The following is a 13,533-nucleotide window of genomic DNA, read 5'->3' on the forward strand; positions in this document are numbered from 1 at the left end:
GTGCCCTCCGCCGCGCGGGGCGGCCGCGCCCTCCCGCCGGGGCGCGTCCCGCCCGCGCCGTCCTACGCTACGGACGTGACCGAGACGCCGCGTGACCACCGGCCCGCCCCTTCCATCCGGGTGCTGCTCGCGGAGGACCAGGGGATGATGCGCGGGGCGCTGGCGCTGCTGCTCGGCATGGAGCCCGACATCGAGGTGGTGGCCCAGGTGGCGGCGGGGGACGTCATCGTGGACGCGGCGCTCGCGCACCGTCCCGACGTGGCCCTGCTCGACATCGAACTGCCGGGCATGAGCGGTCTGGACGCCGCCGCGGAGCTGCGCGAGCGGGCTCCGGAGTGCCGGGTGCTGATCCTCACCACGTTCGGCCGGCCCGGCTATCTGCGGCGGGCCATGGACGCGGGGGCCGCCGGGTTCCTGGTGAAGGACGGGCCCGTGGAGGAGCTGGCGTCGGCGGTCCGCCGGGTGCTGGCCGGGGAGACGGTGGTCGACCCGGTGCTGGCCGCGGCGGCGCTCAGTGCCGGGCCCAGTCCGCTCACCGCCCGCGAGCGCGACGTCCTCCGGGCGTCCGCGGGCGGCGCGACGGTCGCCGACATCGCCGCCCGGGTGCACCTCTCCGAGTCCACGGTCCGCAACCACCTCTCCGCCGTCATCGGCAAGACCGGCACCCGCAACCGCACGGAGGCCCTGCACGAGGCCCGCCACAAGGGCTGGCTGTAGGCGGAGCCCGTCATTGGCGGGGCTCCGCGGCCGGACGGGGCAGCCACACCCACATCAGGACCGCGCCCACGGCCAGGACGACGGCGCCCGTACGGAAGACCAGCGCGTAGCCCTCCGTCAGGGCCTGCGGGGTGCGGACGCCCGCCGTGCGGGCCGCCGCGATCGTCGACATGACGGCGAGGCCCAGCGAACCGCCCATGGTGCGGGAGGTGTTGACCAGTCCGGAGACGAGACCGGCCTCCTGCGGGGCGGCGCCGGAGGTGGCGAGGGCGGCGAGCGGGGTCCCGGCGAGGCCCGCGCCCAGCATCATCAGCACGCCGGGGAACAGCACCGCGGTCGCGTACGCGCCGTCGGCGGTCATCGTCGACTGCCAGACGAAGCCCGCCAGCGCGACCAGCGTGCCGAGCACGGCGACGGCCCGCGGTCCGGCCGAACGCATCAGCCGGGGCGCGACCTTGGAGCCGAGGACCACCGCGAGCGAGCTCGGCACCAGCGCGAGGCCCGCCTCCAGCGGGGTGTAGCCGAGGACGTTCTGGGCGTACAGGGTCATGAAGAACCACATGCAGAACATCGCGGAGCCACTCAGGAACATCGCCACGTTCGCCGACGCCACCGACCGCAGCCGCAGCAGTCCGAGCGGCATCAGCGGGGACCCGGCCCGCGCCTCGACGAGGAGGAAGAGCGCGACGAGGGCGAGCCCGGCGCACAGCGGCACCAGGGTGGCCGCCGCCGTCCAGCCCTCCGCCTCGGTCTGCGAGATGCCGTACGCCAGGGTGGCGAGGCCCGCCGTGACCAGCACCGCGCCCGGCAGGTCGAGCCGCCGCCGCTCCCCCGCCCGGCTCTCCACCAGCCACCGGGCGGCCCCCGCCAGCACCAGCGCGCCGACCGGGACGTTGATCAGCAGCACCCACCGCCACGACAGCGTCTCCACCAGCACCCCGCCGACGAAACCGCCGGCCGCGCCGCCGCCCGCGCCGACGGCCGTCCAGGTCGCGATCGCCCGGGCGCGTGCCGGGCCCTCCGGCACCGCGGAGGTGACGATCGTGAGCGTGGACGGCGCCAGCACGGCCGCGCCGAGGCCCTGGACGGCCCGCGCCAGCAGCAACTGCCAGCCCTCCTGGGCCAGTCCGCCGGCCAGCGAGGCCAGGGTGAACAGTCCGAGGCCGACGAGGAACATGCGCTTGCGCCCGAAGAGGTCGCCGGCCCGGCCGCCGAGCAGCATGAACCCGGCGAAGGCGATGGCGTACGCGTTCACCACCCACTGCAGGCCCTGCTCGCCGAGCGCCAGTCCGCCGCGCAGCGACGGCAGCGCGACGTTCACCACCGAGATGTCCAGGACGACGAGGAACTGCCCCGCGCAGGCGAGCGCCACCACCAGCCACAGCGGTGGTGCGGAGCGCGCGGACATACGGCCGGTGTCGGGGGTCTCGAGCATGTGCGCCATGCTCTCAACCGGCCCCCGTTCCCGGCATCGGCTTTTGGTCCTACGCTTCCCGGCCCTCTCGGGAAGCCCAAGGGACGGTCAAGAATTCGTTAGCGGTTCGAAGCATCGGAATAGTTGCCTCGGTGTACGGGGTTCGGTCTCCACGTACCCCGCAGACAGCACGGCCCCGGAGGGACCCTTCATGACGCAGACGACGACCGACCGTCCCTCCGGCAGAGCGGGCGGGGCCGTGGTCCCGGTGCTCGCCTTCGCGGGCATCGTCGTCGCGGTGATGCAGACCCTGCTGGTCCCCGTCATCAAGGATCTGCCGCGGCTGCTGGACACCGCCCCCGCCGACGCCACCTGGGTCCTGACCTCCACCCTGCTGTCCGGCGCCGTCGCCACCCCGATCATGGGCCGCCTCGGCGACCTCTACGGCAAGCGGCGCATGCTGGTCACCAGCCTCGCGGTGATGGTGGGCGGCGCGCTGCTCAGCGCCTCCACCAGCGACCTGCTGCTGATGATCACCGGGCGCACGCTCCAGGGCGTCGCGATGGGCGCCATCCCGCTCGGCATCGGCCTGATGCGCGACATGCTGCCCCGCGAACGGCTCGGCTCGGCGATGGCGCTGATGAGCTCCTCCATAGGCGTCGGCGGCGGTCTCGCGCTGCCCGCCGCCGCGCTGGTCGCCCAGCACTCCGACTGGCACGCCCTCTACCTCGGCGCCGCCGGCCTCGGCGTCCTCGCCATCGTGCTCACCCTGACCGTCGTACCGGAGTCCCCGGTGCGCGCGCGGGGCACCTTCGACCTGCCGGGCGCGCTGGGCCTGTCCGCCGGACTGCTGCTGTTCCTGCTCCCGGTCTCCAAGGGCAGCGACTGGGGCTGGACCTCGGGCACCACGCTGGGCCTGCTCGGCGCGGCCGTCGTGGTCCTGCTGCTCTGGGGCCTGATGGAGCTGCGCGTCCCCGCGCCCCTGGTGGACCTGCGCACCACCGCCCGCCGCGAGGTGCTGCTCACCAACCTCGCCTCGATCATGGTCGGGGTCTCCTTCTTCGTCGTCTCCCTGGTCCTCCCGCAGCTGCTCCAGCTGCCCGCCGCCACCGGCCACGGGCTGGGCCAGTCGATGGTCGTCGCCGGTCTGTGCGTGGCGCCGCTGGGCCTGACGATGATGTTCACGGCCCCCGTCTACGCCCGGCTGTCCGCCCGGTACGGCCCGAAGACCACCCTCATCCTCGGCATGCTGATCATCGCGGCCGGCTACGGCGGCGGCCTCGGGCTGATGGACGCCGCCTGGCAGACCGTCGTCACCTCGGTGGTGCTCGGCGCGGGCATCGGCCTCGCCTACTCGTCCCTGCCCGCGCTGATCATCGGCGCGGTGCCGGCGTCCGAGACGGGCGCGGCGAACGGCCTCAACACGCTGATGCGGTCCATCGGCACGTCGGTGTCGAGCGCCGTCATCGGCATGGTGCTGGCGAACACCGCGGACACCTCGGGCGGGACGGCGGTCCCGACCCTGCACGGCTTCCGGATCTCCTTCCTGATCGCGACGGCGGCGGTCGCCGTCGGTCTCGTCCTGGCCCTGTTCCTGCCCGGCCGCCGCCCGTCGGCGCACACCCTGCTGCGGGCGAGCAGCGAGGAGGACGCGAACCTGGAGCGCGCGGAGGCCGCCCTGCGCGGTTTCCGCGGCCGGGTCCTGGACGCGGCCGGCGTCCCGGTCGCCCGCGCCGAGATCACCCTGACCGACCGCCACGGCCGCCGGGCCGGCTCCACCGTCTCCGCCGCCGACGGGAGCTACGCCGTCGCGGTTCCCGCGCGCGGCGCGTACGTCCTGGGGGCGAACGTCGCGGGCCACGCCCCGCTGGCGTCCCCTGCGACCCACGCGGGCGACGGACGCCCGGTCGACCTGGACCTGTCCCTGCCGGGCGAGACGGTCTCCGCCTGACCCCTCCGCCACCCACCCCTGTCGGCACGGGTCCGTTGGGGGTACGGCAGCATGGGGCCGTGCAGACACGTACCACCTCGGAAGAGGCACGCCCCATGCCGATGACACCCGGGCCCGGGATCCTGGCCGCGTTCGAGGCGGCGAAGGGCTTCATGCCCGTGGACGAGGGCCTGGCCCTGTACGCGGCCGCCGCCGAGGCCGGCCGGCTGGGGCTGCCGCTGCTGGAGATCGGCACCTACTGCGGCCGCTCCACGATCCTGCTCGCCGACGCGGCCCGCGCGGCCGGTGTCACGGCGCTCACCGTGGACCACCACCGGGGCAGTGAGGAGCAGCAGCCCGGCTGGGACTACCACGACCCGGAGACGGTCGACCCCGAGCTGGGCGTGATGGACACCCTGCCCGCCTTCCGCCGCACCCTGCACCGGGCGGGCCTGGAGGACCACGTGGTGGCCCTGGTCGGCCGCTCCCCCCGTGTCGCGGCCCTGTGGGCCGCCCCGCTCGCCCTGGTCTTCGTCGACGGCGGCCACACCGACGAACACGCCACCGCCGACTACGAGGGCTGGGCTCCGCACCTCGCCGAGGGCGGCCTCCTCGTCATCCACGACGTCTTCCCCGACCCGGTGGACGAGTTCACCGGCCAGGCCCCCTACCGGGTCTACCTCCGGGCCCTCGCCTCCGGCGCCTTCACGGAGGTCTCGGCGACCGGCTCGCTGCGGGTGCTGCGGCGGACCGGTCCGGGCGTCTGAGCCGCGGCGGGAGCGCGGGCACGGCGCCGCCCGGCAGGCGGCGCTTTCCCGGCAGGCCCTAGGGTGGCTGCGTGTCGTACACAGGTCCCGGCTTCGATCCGCCCCAGCCCCGACGGTCCCGGCGAGGACCCCTGACCGTGGCGCTCGCCGCGCTCGTCCCCGGGGCGCTGCTCGGGTGGGCGGTGTACGCCGCCGTGGGCGGGCCCGGGGGCGACGAGGGGTCCGCGGGCGCGTCCGCCTCCGCTTCGGGCACGCCGACCGCCGGCTCCTCCCCGTCCGCCAGCGCCGACGACACGAAGCCCGGCGCCTCGGCCTCCGCGAAGTCCCCCTCCGCGCCCGCCGGGTCCGGTGCGCTGAAGGGGAAGGTCGTCGTCATCGACCCGGGGCACAACCCGGGCAACTTCCGGCACACCGCCGACATCAGCCGCCAGGTGGACATCGGGACGAACCGCAAGGAGTGCGACACCACCGGCACCGCCACCAACGACGGTTACGCCGAGGCCGAGTTCACCCTCGACGTCGCCCACCGGATGCGGACGCTCCTCGAACGGCAGGGCGCCACGGTGAAGCTGACCCAGGACGCCGACCGGCCCTTCGGGCCGTGCGTGGACGAGCGGGCGCGGATCGGCAACGAGGCGAAGGCGGACGCCGTCGTCTCGATCCACGCGGACGGCTCGGGCACCGGCAACCGCGGCTTCCATGTGATCCTGCCCGGCGCGGTCCACTCCGGCGCCGCCGACACCCGCGCCATCGTCGAGCCGTCCGGCGACCTCGGCGAGCGCATCGCGGGCGACTTCGTCCGCGTGACGGGCAGCGCGCCCTCCAACTACATCGGCGACGGTACCGGTCTCGTCACGCGTGAGGACCTCGGCGGTCTCAATCTGTCAACGGTTCCGAAGGTGTTCATCGAGTGCGGGAACATGCGCGATAGCAAGGACGCGGCGTTGCTGACCAGCGGCGCCTGGCGGCAGAAGGCGGCGCAAGGAATTTCCGACGGAATCGTGGGTTTCCTGCGCGGGTAGGGGTCGGCGCGCTGATCCGAGCGGACAGCCCGATCGTGCGGACGATAGTGTCGTCCCCACGATCAGGGGCCACCCCCGCGCTTCACACCGGGGCCTTCGGGCGACATGGTGACAGCGACGCCTCTTCCGACGACGAGACGACCTACGAAGGACCTGAAGTGAATATCCGCTCCCTCACTCGAGGCGACGGCGTGGTGATCGGAGCAGCGGTGTTGCTGTTCATCGCGTCGTTCCTCGACCTGTACTCCGTCGATGGCGCTCCCGACAGTCTCGACCTTCCCAGCCTGTGGGCCAGCGGGCCGGTTCTGCTCGGAGTGGTGCTGGCGGGCATCATCGGCGCCGCGCTCGTCGTCGTCGCCCACGGCCTGCCGCAGGTGCCGAAGGTCGCGGGGCTCGACCTCGGCCAGTTCGGCGTCGCCTTCACCGTGTTCGCGGCGTGGAGCGCGCTGGGCAACATCTTCGACCCGGCCGGCGGCGCCGACAACTTCGGCGGCAGCGGCGACGGACCCGACGCCGGCGCCGGTCTGATCCTGGCCCTGGTCGCCACGCTCGTCATGGCCGCCGCCGCCGTCGCCACCCCCCTGGTCCCGGCCCTCAAGGGCGCCCTGCTCCCGGCGGCCCGTCCCGCCGCCCCGCAGCCGTACGGCGCGCAGCCGCCCGGTGGTTACGGCTACCCGGGCGCGCAGCAGCCGGCCTCGTTCGGCGGCCAGCCGCAGCCGGGCCAGCCCGGTCAGCCCGGTCAGCCGTTCCCGGGCGGCCAGCCGCAGCCCGGTCAGCCGGCGCAGCCCCCGGCCGGTGACTTCTCGCCGTTCTGGTTCGCCGTGCCGGTGCCCCGGCCGCTGTTCCCGGAGGACGGCTCGCCCACCCCGATCGCCGAACTGGCGCCCGGCACCTGGTACCTGGCGGTCGAGCAGCGTGGTCCCTCGCTCGTCGCGCAGACCCAGGACGGCCGTCGCGGCGTCCTCCAGGACACCTCGGGCATCCAGCGCGGCTGAGCGGCCCACCGGGCCCTTCCTCGTCACGGCCTCCCGCCCCTTCCGGGCGGGGGGCCGTTGTCGTCGCCGCGGAACTCCGTGTGTTTCAACCACGGTTCCGGGGCCAGACGGAAAGCATGTCTCCCCGATATCGCACTGGTTCCAACTCTGCGGGGACGGTCGTCGCGGTGATCGCGGACATCATGGCCGTCATCCTCGGACTGTGGATTCTGATGTACCTGCTGGACGCCAACCGGGCCAACGACCTGGTCCAGTTCGTCCATGACGCGGCCAACTGGCTCGCAGCCTGGTCGCGTGATCTGTTCACCTTCGACGAGGAGTGGGCCCGGGTCGTGGCCGGCTACGGACTCGCCGCCGTCGTCTACCTCTTCATCGGCCACGCCATCGCAGGCCGCCTCGGCCGCCACTGAACCGGACCACCTGCCGCCCGGTCCGTCGCGGGCCGGGCGGCAGGTGGGTCAGGTGAGGGTGCAGCAGTCCGGGTCCAGGCCCGCGGGCAGGCGGTCGCCGCCGAAGACGGCGCAGGTCGCCTCGTGGCCGCCGAGGGCGGCGACCGCCAGCAGCAGGGAGCCGGCGGTCCAGGTGGTCAGTTCGCGGGGCCAGATCGCCTCGTCGTCGAAGACGTACCCGGTCCAGTACAGGCCGCTCTCCGGATCGCGCAGGTGCTGGATCGACTGGAGCACCTCCAGCGCACGGTCGGACTCGCCCATCGCCCAGAGCGCCAGGGCGAGTTCGGCCGATTCACCGCCGGTCACCCACGGGTTGGGGACCACGCACCGCACCCCCAGTCCGGGCACGACGAAGCGGTCCCAGCCCTCCTCGACGCGGGCCTTGGCCTCGACGCCGGTGAGCGCGCCGCCCAGCACCGGGTAGTACCAGTCCATCGAGTAGCGGTCCTTGTCCAGGAACCGCTCCGGGTGACGGCGGATCGCGTGGCGCAGCGCGCCCGCCGCCAACTCCCAGTCCGGCTGCGGCTCTTCGCGCTGTTCGGCGACGGCGAGCGCGCAGCGCAGCGCGTGGTGGACGGAGGAGGAGCCGGTGAGCAGCGCGTCCGCGGTGGGCGTGCCGTCGTCGTCGCGCCGCCAGCCGATCTGCCCGCCGGGCTGCTGCAGCCGCAGGACGAACTCCACCGCCGAGTGGACCACCGGCCACATCCGGTCCAGAAACGTGTCGTCGCCGGTGGACAGGTAGTGGTGCCACACCCCGACCGCGATGTAGGCGACGAAGTTGGTCTCCCGGCCCCGATCGGTGATGTCGCCGGGGTCGCCGTCGGCGTACGCCGCGTACCAGGACCCGTCGGCCAACTGGTGCCGGGCGAGCCAGAGATAGGCCCGCTCGGCGGCCTGGTGCTCACCCGCGGCGTCCAGCGCCATCGCGGCCTCGACGTGGTCCCAGGGGTCGAGGTGGTGCCCCCGGAACCAGGGGATCGCCCCGTCCTCCCGCTGCACCGCGAGGATGCCGGCGACGGTCGCGGCGGCCTGGCCGGCCGTGAGCACCCCGGGCAGGACCAGATGTTCCGTCCGGGGAGTCCGGGAGGTCGTCACGCGGCGTCCGCCTCGGCGCGCGGCAGGTGCGGCTTGGTCGCGTACGCCACGAAGCTCTTGCCGATCAGCGGGTTCAGCGCCTGCTCGGCCACCCGGGTGGCCAGCGGCTTCTTCATGATGTCCCAGACCAGCAGCTTGTGGTACGCCCGCACCGGCAGCGCCTTGTCGTTGTCCACGCCGAACGCGCACTTCAGCCACCAGTACGGCGAGTGCAGCGCGTGCGCGTGGTGGGTGCCGTAGGGACGCAGGCCCGCCTCACGGATCTTCGCCAGCAGCTCGTCGGCCTTGTAGATGCGGATATGCCCGCCCTCGACCTCGTGGTAGGCGTCGGACAGGCTCCAGCACACCTTCTCGGGGCCGTAGCGCGGGACGGTGATCGCGATCCGGCCGCCGGGCCTGAGCACCCGCACCATCTCGGCGAGTACGCCCTTGTCGTCGGGGATGTGCTCCATCACCTCGGAGATGATGACGACGTCGAAGGACTCGTCGGGGAAGGGCAGCGCCAGGGCGTCGCCCTCCATGGCGGTGGCGGTGGCCCCGGCGGGCGCCTCCCCGGCCTCCTTCATCGCCGCGAACCACTTGGCGACCTCGCGGATCTCCTCGCCGTTCTGGTCCAGCGCCACCACCCGGGCGCCGCGCCGGTAGCACTCGAAGGCGTGCCGTCCGGCCCCGCAGCCGAGGTCCAGGACGCGGTCGCCCGGGGCGAGCGGGAACCGGGAGAAGTCGACGGTCAGCACGAGGCCCTGCTTTCACGGTCGGAGGTGTCGGCTGCGCGCACGGACACGGCGGCGGCCGGGCCCGTGGGGGTGTCGGTGGCGTCCTCCGCCGGGACCGCGGAACGGCCCGGGGACGCGGCGCCGGGACCGCCGGACGCGCACGAGGCCGGGGGCTGCCCCGCGGAGCCGCCGGGTGTCCTGGACGCCGGGCGGCGCGGGGGCGTGCCACCGGGGGCGCCGGTGCCGCCGGCCGCGTGGGCGATCGCCTCGCGGTAGCGGGCCACCGTGCCCTCCGCGGCGCGCGCCCAGGTGAAGTGGCGCAACACCCGCTCCCGTCCGGCCGCCCCGAGCCGCGCCCGCAGCTCCGGGTCGCCCAGCAGCCGGGTCAGCGCGGCGGCCAGCGCGCCCGCGTCGCCGGGCGGCACGGCGAGACACGTCTCCCCGTCGCGGCCGGCGACCTCGGGGATCGCGCCGCCGGTCGTGGCGACCAGCGGGGTGCCCGTGGCCATGGCCTCGGCGGCCGGCAGCGAGAACCCCTCGTACAGCGACGGCACGCAGGCGACCTGGGCGGAGCGCACCAGGTCGACCAGTTCGGCGTCGGAGATGCCCTTGACGAACTCGACGGCGCCCTCGAGGCCGTACCGCTCCATCGCCTGGGCGACGGGCCCTTCGGCGGGCCGCTTGCCGACCACGACGAGGTGCGCCCCGGGCTGTTCGGCGCGCACCTTGGCCAGCGCCTCGACGAGGAAGACCAGCCCCTTGAGCGGCACGTCCGCGCTGGACGTGGTGACGATCCGGCCCGGTACGACCGCGACCGAGGGGTCGGGGGCGAACAGGCCGGTGTCGGCGCCGATATGGACGACGTGGATCCGGTCCTGCCGTACGCCGAGGTCGTCGACGATCTCCTGGCGGGAGCTGCCGGAGACGGTGAGCACGGACGGCAGCCGGCGCGCGACCCGCTTCTGCATCCGCGTGAACGCGTACCAGCGGCGCACCGAGTAGCGGCGCTGCCAGTTCTCGGCGGCGTCCAGCTCCAGCCGCCGGTCGACGGTGATGGGGTGGTGGATCGTGGTCACCAGGGGGGCGCCGAGGTCGCCGAGCAGGCCGTAGCCGAGGGTCTGGTTGTCGTGGACGACGTCGAAGTCGCCGCGGCGGGCGCGCAGATGGCGGCGGGCGCGCAGGGAGAACGTCAGCGGCTCGGGGAAGCCGCCGGTCCACATCGTGCCGACCTCGAGCGCGTCGACCCAGTCGCGGTACTCGCCGCGCCCCGGGGTGCGGAAGGGGTCCGGCTGGCGGTAGAGGTCGAGGCTCGGCAGCTCGGTGAGGCCCAGTCCGTCGTAGCCGCCGTCGAGGACCGGGTAGGGCTGGGCGCCGATGACCTCGACGCGGTGCCCGAGGCGGGCGAGTTCGCGGGAGAGGTGGCGCACATAGACGCCCTGGCCGCCGCAGAACGGGTTCCCCTTATAGGTGAGGAGTGCGATCCGGAGCGGTCGCAAGCCGTCGGATGCGGGACCCTGCGAAGGCCCGGCCTGACTGGCCTCAGCGGTCACTCTGGGCCCCCTTCTCCCTGCACTGTCCCGTGACACTATGTCGGGACGCCAATCTGGAACAAGTTCCAGAGTTGATCGTTCGGAGCATCTGAATCTACCGGCAGGTAAGGACGCCGGGAGCAGTGGATCAGGTGATTCACGCCACGACGGACGGCATGCCATGCTGTCCGATCATCCACCCTCACCGACTGTCACGGACGGGACCCATGCCTACGGAAGCCCACAGGGACAAGGCGGCCAGGGCAGCCAAGGTGGACAAGGCGGCCAAGGCGGCCAGGGCGGGCAGGACGGCGGCCCGGCAGGTCGGCACCGCGCGCATCGCCCCCGCGGCACCGCTCACCGAGCGCCAGGAGGCGCGCCGGCGCCGCATTCTGCACGCGTGCGCGCAACTGGCCTGCCGGGGCGGCTTCGACGCGGTCCAGATGCGCGCGGTGGCGGAGTCCTCGCAGGTGGCGCTCGGCACGCTGTACCGCTACTTCCCGTCCAAGATCCACCTCCTGGTGGCCACCATGCAGGATCAGCTGGAGCATCTGCACGGCACGCTGCGGAAGAAGCCGCCGGCCGGCGACACCCCGGCCGAGCGGGTGGCGGAGACCCTGGTGCGGGCCTTCCGCGCGCTCCAGCGGGAGCCCCATCTGGCCGACGCGATGGTGCGCGCCCTGATCTTCGCGGACCGGAGCGTGAGCCCGGAGGTGGACCAGGCCTCCCGGCAGACCATGATGATCATCCTGGACGCCATGGAGCTCTCCGATCCCACCGCGGACCAGCTCGCGGCGGTCCGGGTCATCGAGCACACCTGGCACTCGGCCCTGATCACCTGGCTCTCGGGCCGCGCCTCCATCGCCCAGGTCAAGAGCGACATCGAGACGGCGTGCCGTCTGATGGACCTGACGGCCCCGCAGCACACCGACGTCCGCTGACGAAACTTTCGAAAAGGTTCGGCCGCACCCGCGGGGCACGCTCCCTCACCACCTCCTTCCCTGCGATGACCACATCCGTCGCGCGCGAACGGTTGACCACCCTCCCCGCCGTCCGTATCGTCACCGCAGAAATTCGGAGCCGAGTCCGAAACTTTCGTTCGACCGCACCGCAGCACTCCCACCCATCCGCGTCACGGGACCCACCGGAGAAAGGGATGTCATGCGCATGATCAAAAAGCAATCCGGGACGAGAGGGGGAGGCGGCCCCGCGCGCGGCCGGCTGCGCGCCGCCCTCGGCGGCGCCACCACCGTCCTGCTCACCGCCACCGCGCTCGCCGCGCTCCCCCAGACCACCGCGCACGCGGCGGACACCCTGGGCGCCGCGGCGGCCGAGAAGGGCCGCTACTTCGGTGCCGCGGTCGCCGCGAACCACCTCGGCGAGGCACAGTACGCGGCCACGCTCGACCGGGAGTTCAACTCGGTCACGCCCGAGAACGAGATGAAGTGGGACGCCGTCGAGCCGAACCGCGGCTCCTTCAGCTTCAGCCGCGCCGACCAGATCGTGGACCACGCCCAGGGCAAGGGCATGAAGGTCCGCGGGCACACCCTGGTCTGGCACTCCCAGCTGCCCGGCTGGGTCTCCGGGCTCGGCGCGACCGATCTGCGGTCGGCGATGAACAACCACATCACCCAGGTCATGACCCACTACAAGGGCGAGATCCACTCCTGGGACGTGGTCAACGAGGCGTTCCAGGACGGCGGCAGCGGCGCCCGGCGCAGCTCGCCCTTCCAGGACAAGCTGGGCGACGGCTTCATCGAGGAGGCGTTCCGCACGGCCCGCGCGGCCGACCCGAACGCCAAGCTCTGCTACAACGACTACAACACCGACGGCGTCAACGCGAAGAGCAACGCCGTCTACACGATGGTCCGGGACTTCAAGTCCCGCGGCGTGCCCATCGACTGCGTCGGCTTCCAGTCCCACTTCAACCCCAACTCCCCCGTCCCCTCCGACTACCGGGCCAATCTCCAGCGGTTCGCCGACCTCGGGGTCGACGTGCAGATCACCGAGCTGGACATCGAGGGCTCGGGCCAGGCCCAGGCCACCAACTACGGCAACGTCGTACGGGCCTGCCTCGCGGTGACCCGCTGCACCGGCATCACGGTGTGGGGCATCCCGGACAAGTACTCGTGGCGGTCGAGCGGCACCCCCCTGCTGTTCGACGACGACTACAACAAGAAGCCCGCGTACGACGCGGCCCTGAGCGCGCTCGGCGGCACCCCCGGCGACCCCGGTGGCCCGGGCGACCCGACGGCCGCCTGCACCGCCACCTACAGCACGGCGGAGCAGTGGAGCGGCGGCTACAACGGCAAGGTGACGATCACGGCGGGCGGTTCGCCGATCACCGGCTGGAGCGTGGACGTCACCCTCGCGTCCCCGCAGCAGGTCGTCTCCGTGTGGAACGGCTCACCCACCTCGAACGGCAACGTCATGACGGTCCGCTCCACCTGGAACGGCTCCTTGTCGGCCGGAGCGTCCACCAGCTTCGGCTTCACCGTGAACGGCGGCACGACGCCCCCGCCGCAGGTCGGCGCCTGCACGGCGTCCTGACCCGGCCCACCCGCACCCGCGCCCCTTCGGGGGTGCGGGTGTGTCGTGCGTCCCGGCGCCCCCGTGACCCCGGTCACCCGGCCGGGCCGACCCGGGCGTACCGGGGACGGCCGCCCCCGGACCCTTCCCTACGGGCGGGTAGAGTGTCGGCGTCGTCATCACGCCGTACGGGGGGAAGCCGGTGCAATTCCGGCGCTGACCCGCAACCGTGAACCGTCCTCGCGGCGGTGAGCCGGACTGCCCCGGACGGTTCGTGACCGGCTCACGTGCCCGGCAGTCCGCCGGCGCACGGCACCGTCGAGGTATACGGAGCCGAGCCGCCGGGATGTCCCGCGCTGCCCGGCCCTCC

General features: G+C 73.4%; 12 protein-coding genes. 8 read left to right on the forward strand and 4 right to left on the reverse strand.

Features of this window, described 5'->3' with window-relative positions:
• The first annotated feature begins 75 nt into the window (after positions 1 to 75).
• Positions 76 to 717 carry a response regulator transcription factor gene (locus CNQ36_RS10610; protein WP_004931809.1) on the forward strand — a complete coding sequence of 214 codons (642 nt, stop codon included), beginning with the start codon at positions 76 to 78 and terminating at the stop codon, positions 715 to 717.
• Between the two features lie 10 nt (positions 718 to 727).
• Here CNQ36_RS10610 and CNQ36_RS10615 read toward each other — a convergent pair whose 3' ends face one another.
• Entirely contained in the window at positions 728 to 2,161 is a 1,434-nt protein-coding gene (locus tag CNQ36_RS10615; protein ID WP_121545797.1) for an MFS transporter, read from the reverse strand.
• 181 nt (positions 2,162 to 2,342) lie between these two features.
• Here CNQ36_RS10615 and CNQ36_RS10620 point away from each other — a divergent pair, with 181 nt between their 5' ends.
• The 5 genes from CNQ36_RS10620 (at position 2,343) to CNQ36_RS10640 (ending at position 7,255) form a co-directional block, all read left to right on the forward strand.
• Positions 2,343 to 4,082: an MFS transporter gene (locus CNQ36_RS10620; protein WP_121545798.1), complete on the forward strand. Its 1,740-nt coding sequence runs from the start codon at positions 2,343 to 2,345 to the stop codon at positions 4,080 to 4,082.
• A gap of 95 nt (positions 4,083 to 4,177) precedes the next feature.
• Positions 4,178 to 4,828, forward strand: a complete 651-nt coding sequence (locus CNQ36_RS10625) for a class I SAM-dependent methyltransferase (protein ID WP_121545799.1) — start codon at positions 4,178 to 4,180, stop codon at positions 4,826 to 4,828.
• 71 nt (positions 4,829 to 4,899) lie between these two features.
• A complete protein-coding gene (locus tag CNQ36_RS10630; protein WP_121545800.1) occupies positions 4,900 to 5,850 on the forward strand; it encodes an N-acetylmuramoyl-L-alanine amidase in 951 nt (316 codons plus the stop codon).
• A 158-nt stretch (positions 5,851 to 6,008) separates the two neighbouring features.
• Positions 6,009 to 6,845 carry a DUF5336 domain-containing protein gene (locus CNQ36_RS10635; protein ID WP_121545801.1) on the forward strand — a complete coding sequence of 279 codons (837 nt, stop codon included), beginning with the start codon at positions 6,009 to 6,011 and terminating at the stop codon, positions 6,843 to 6,845.
• A 116-nt stretch (positions 6,846 to 6,961) separates the two neighbouring features.
• Positions 6,962 to 7,255, forward strand: a complete 294-nt coding sequence (locus CNQ36_RS10640) for a hypothetical protein (protein ID WP_004931796.1) — start codon at positions 6,962 to 6,964, stop codon at positions 7,253 to 7,255.
• A 48-nt stretch (positions 7,256 to 7,303) separates the two neighbouring features.
• Here the strand turns inward: CNQ36_RS10640 and CNQ36_RS10645 are convergent, their stop codons facing one another.
• The 3 genes from CNQ36_RS10645 to CNQ36_RS10655 are packed head-to-tail and all read right to left on the reverse strand — an operon-like array spanning position 7,304 to position 10,655.
• Positions 7,304 to 8,389, reverse strand: a complete 1,086-nt coding sequence (locus tag CNQ36_RS10645; RefSeq protein ID WP_121545802.1) for a prenyltransferase/squalene oxidase repeat-containing protein — start codon at positions 8,387 to 8,389, stop codon at positions 7,304 to 7,306.
• Positions 8,386 to 9,126: a class I SAM-dependent methyltransferase gene (locus CNQ36_RS10650; protein WP_121545803.1), complete on the reverse strand. Its 741-nt coding sequence runs from the start codon at positions 9,124 to 9,126 to the stop codon at positions 8,386 to 8,388. The genes CNQ36_RS10645 and CNQ36_RS10650 overlap by 4 nt, the downstream gene beginning before the upstream one ends.
• Positions 9,120 to 10,655 (reverse strand): glycosyltransferase family 4 protein, encoded by a 1,536-nt coding sequence (locus CNQ36_RS10655; protein ID WP_121545804.1) that lies wholly within the window; start codon positions 10,653 to 10,655, stop codon positions 9,120 to 9,122. The genes CNQ36_RS10650 and CNQ36_RS10655 overlap by 7 nt, the downstream gene beginning before the upstream one ends.
• A gap of 206 nt (positions 10,656 to 10,861) precedes the next feature.
• Here CNQ36_RS10655 and CNQ36_RS10660 point away from each other — a divergent pair, with 206 nt between their 5' ends.
• Complete coding sequence (locus CNQ36_RS10660) at positions 10,862 to 11,575, forward strand: TetR family transcriptional regulator (RefSeq protein WP_186363200.1); 714 nt, start codon at positions 10,862 to 10,864, stop codon at positions 11,573 to 11,575.
• A gap of 226 nt (positions 11,576 to 11,801) precedes the next feature.
• Positions 11,802 to 13,184 carry a glycoside hydrolase family 10 protein gene (locus CNQ36_RS10665; RefSeq protein ID WP_121548419.1) on the forward strand — a complete coding sequence of 461 codons (1,383 nt, stop codon included), beginning with the start codon at positions 11,802 to 11,804 and terminating at the stop codon, positions 13,182 to 13,184.
• Positions 13,185 to 13,533: the final 349 nt, after the last annotated feature.

Origin of the sequence: Streptomyces fungicidicus, from assembly GCF_003665435.1 — a bacterium.
Taxonomy (GTDB): domain Bacteria; phylum Actinomycetota; class Actinomycetes; order Streptomycetales; family Streptomycetaceae; genus Streptomyces; species Streptomyces fungicidicus.

Coding starts and splice junctions, on each gene's coding strand:
- CNQ36_RS10615 (WP_121545797.1), bottom strand. CDS start 2,161: ATGGCGCACATGCTCGAGACCCCCGACACCGGCCGTATGTCCGCGCGC.
- CNQ36_RS10620 (WP_121545798.1), top strand. CDS start 2,343: ATGACGCAGACGACGACCGACCGTCCCTCCGGCAGAGCGGGCGGGGCC.
- CNQ36_RS10625 (WP_121545799.1), top strand. CDS start 4,178: ATGCCGATGACACCCGGGCCCGGGATCCTGGCCGCGTTCGAGGCGGCG.
- CNQ36_RS10640 (WP_004931796.1), top strand. CDS start 6,962: ATGTCTCCCCGATATCGCACTGGTTCCAACTCTGCGGGGACGGTCGTC.
- CNQ36_RS10660 (WP_186363200.1), top strand. CDS start 10,862: ATGCCTACGGAAGCCCACAGGGACAAGGCGGCCAGGGCAGCCAAGGTG.
- CNQ36_RS10665 (WP_121548419.1), top strand. CDS start 11,802: ATGATCAAAAAGCAATCCGGGACGAGAGGGGGAGGCGGCCCCGCGCGC.